We start from the raw sequence: 2,327 nt of genomic DNA on the forward strand, positions 1-2,327 counted from the left end.
CCACCGGCGTCGAACTGGTTGCCCAGGAAGCCAACGTCTCCAAGCGCACCCTCTACCAGCATTTCGCCAGCAAGACCGATTTGGTTGGCGATTATCTGCGGGCGTTCGATGCGCGGGGCGGGTCACCGGTCGAGAAGCGGCTGAACGATTCTGAGTTGCTACCCCGGGAACGCTTGCTCGCCATCTTCGAGGCCAAACCTGCCAAAGTCTTTCGCGGCTGCCCGTTCCACAACGCGGCCGTGGAATCCGCCGGGGTGCTGCCCGGCGTCGACAACATCGTCCGCAGCCACAAGCTCGCTTTCACCGACCGCCTCATCGCCATAGCCGGTGAAGCCGGCGCCAGCGATCCTCAGCTGCTGGGCCGGCAGTTGGCAGTGCTGTTCGAAGGTGCCACCGCGATGGCGACATCGCTGAACGACATCACCCCGTTCGTGCATGCCCGGGCTGCCGCAGCCGCGTTGATCGACGCGGCGACGTAAAGCATTCGCCGGCTTGAGCGGGGTCACCTAGCATCAGCGCATGGGTGGCGCGAAGATTCTGATCACCGGCCCGACGGGTCAGCTGGCGGCGCCGATCGCACAGGCACTGGCGGCCGAAAACGAGGTTTGGGGCATCGCCCGCTTCACCAACGATGCGGCGCGCCAAGCACTCGAGACGGCCGGGGTGCGCTGCGTGCCGGTGAACCTGGCCGCCGGTGACTTCAGCGCGCTGCCGACCGACTTCGACTACGTCTTGAACCTGGCGGTGGCCAAGAGCGGCAACTGGGATATCGACCTACCGGCCAACGCCGAATCCGTCGGGCTGCTGATGGCCCACTGCCGCAGCGCGACAGCCTTTTTGCACTGCTCGTCCACGGCCGTTTACGACCCGCCCGGTGACGAGCCCCGCACTGAACGTGCCGCGCTCGGTGACAACCACAAATCGATGTTCCCCACCTACTCCATCTCGAAGATCGCCGCTGAGGCCGTCGCGCGCTCGACGGCGCGGGTGCTCGGCGTGCCCACGATCATCGCCCGGCTTAATCTCCCGTATGGCGACAACGGCGGTTGGCCGTACTTCCACATGGAGATGATGTTGGCCGGCATGCCGATCCCCGTGCCGCTCGGCGGGCCCGCGCGGTACAACCCGATCCACCAGGACGACATCATCGCGACGATCCCGAAGTTGCTTGCCGCGGCATCGGTACCCGCGATCACGGTCAACTGGGCCGGCGCCCAGACGGTCAGCCTTCAGGAGTGGTGCGCCTACCTCGGTTCGCTGATCGGGCGGGAGCCGGTTTTCGAGGAAAGCGGGCAGGCGCTGCGCGGCGTGCCCACCGACATCACCCGGATGCGCGAGCTCGTCGGCAGCCCGTCAGTCGACTGGCGCGACGGGATGCGCCGCATGGCGGCCAAATTCCACCCGGAGCTCGTCCGCTACGAGGCTTCAGCCCCGTGATGAATTGTTCCGGTTCGGTGAGACTGAGGTAGAGGGAGCGGACGGGTCCGCCGAACAAGGGGCCTCCCGGTACTTTCGTCGGTTTGACCGGACGGTCGAATGTGAGCTCGACAACGCCTTGTCCTTATCCGTTGATCAGCCAACCGTCTCCGGCTTGATGAACCCCGATCGCCCACACGATCAACCGTCGCCGCCGCTCGCCGAGACGCGCGGTCTTGATGTCTTGCAGCGGAATAATCATGCGGAACACACGGCCGAACTTGACGTACAGCGTGCCGTCGGCCACTCGAATGACCGTCCGCTTGGGCCCCGCGCCGAAGACAGTCAACAGGCGGCGATTCCACCGGTCATAACGCATCTCGAAGTCCACGCCAACATTCTCTAGTGTCACTGAGGACAGTCGAACAAGTGACTACTGGAGGTTTGGATGCATCCGTTCCGCAAGGCGGTTGAGGAGTGCGACGAAGCGGCCATACAGGCGTTGCTCGCCGACACGGTGGTCTTCACCAGCCCGGTGGCATTCAAGCCGTATGTCGGCAAACCGATCACCGCGGCGATTCTGCGTGGTGTGCTGCGCATATTCGAGGATTTCCGCTATGTCCGGGAGATCGCGGACAGCAACGGCCGCGACTATGCGCTCGTGTTCGAGACACGGATCGCCGGGGTGCCCGGCGTGAGAATCACCGGCTGCGACTTCCTGCACATCAACGACGACGGTCTGATCGACGACTTCATGGTGATGGTGCGGCCGCTGTCAGGCGCAACGGCGCTGTCCGAGGCGATGGGTGCCCAGTTCGGTCGGATTCAGCAAGAAGCTGTCGAACTTGCCGAGCAGTTCGCCACCGCGTAGGTATTCAGCATGCGAATCGGGCTGGGAATCAACTACGCGG

At 64.4% G+C, this 2,327-nt stretch carries 4 protein-coding genes; 3 read left to right on the plus strand and 1 reads right to left on the minus strand.

Features of this window, described 5'->3' with window-relative positions; translation table 11 throughout:
- Both WA317_RS02800 and WA317_RS02805 read left to right on the plus strand, forming a co-directional pair.
- A partial coding sequence (locus WA317_RS02800; protein ID WP_425171590.1) for a TetR/AcrR family transcriptional regulator occupies positions 1–479 on the plus strand: 479 nt, incomplete at its 5' end.
- Positions 480–519: 40 nt separating this feature from the next.
- Complete coding sequence (locus tag WA317_RS02805; protein WP_425171591.1) at positions 520–1,437, plus strand: NAD-dependent epimerase/dehydratase family protein; 918 nt, start codon at positions 520–522, stop codon at positions 1,435–1,437.
- Between the two features lie 124 nt (positions 1,438–1,561).
- On the opposite strand, the gene WA317_RS02810 is transcribed toward WA317_RS02805, so the two are convergent.
- Positions 1,562–1,828 (minus strand): hypothetical protein, encoded by a 267-nt coding sequence (locus WA317_RS02810; RefSeq protein WP_425171592.1) that lies wholly within the window; start codon positions 1,826–1,828, stop codon positions 1,562–1,564.
- Between the two features lie 36 nt (positions 1,829–1,864).
- Between WA317_RS02810 and WA317_RS02815 the strand changes: the two genes are divergently transcribed.
- On the plus strand, positions 1,865–2,287 hold the full coding sequence (locus WA317_RS02815; RefSeq protein ID WP_425171593.1) for a nuclear transport factor 2 family protein: 423 nt from the start codon (positions 1,865–1,867) through the stop codon (positions 2,285–2,287).
- Positions 2,288–2,327 lie beyond the last annotated feature (40 nt).

Origin of the sequence: Mycobacterium sp. (genome assembly GCF_049802695.1) — a bacterium.
In the GTDB taxonomy this organism is placed as follows: domain Bacteria; phylum Actinomycetota; class Actinomycetes; order Mycobacteriales; family Mycobacteriaceae; genus Mycobacterium.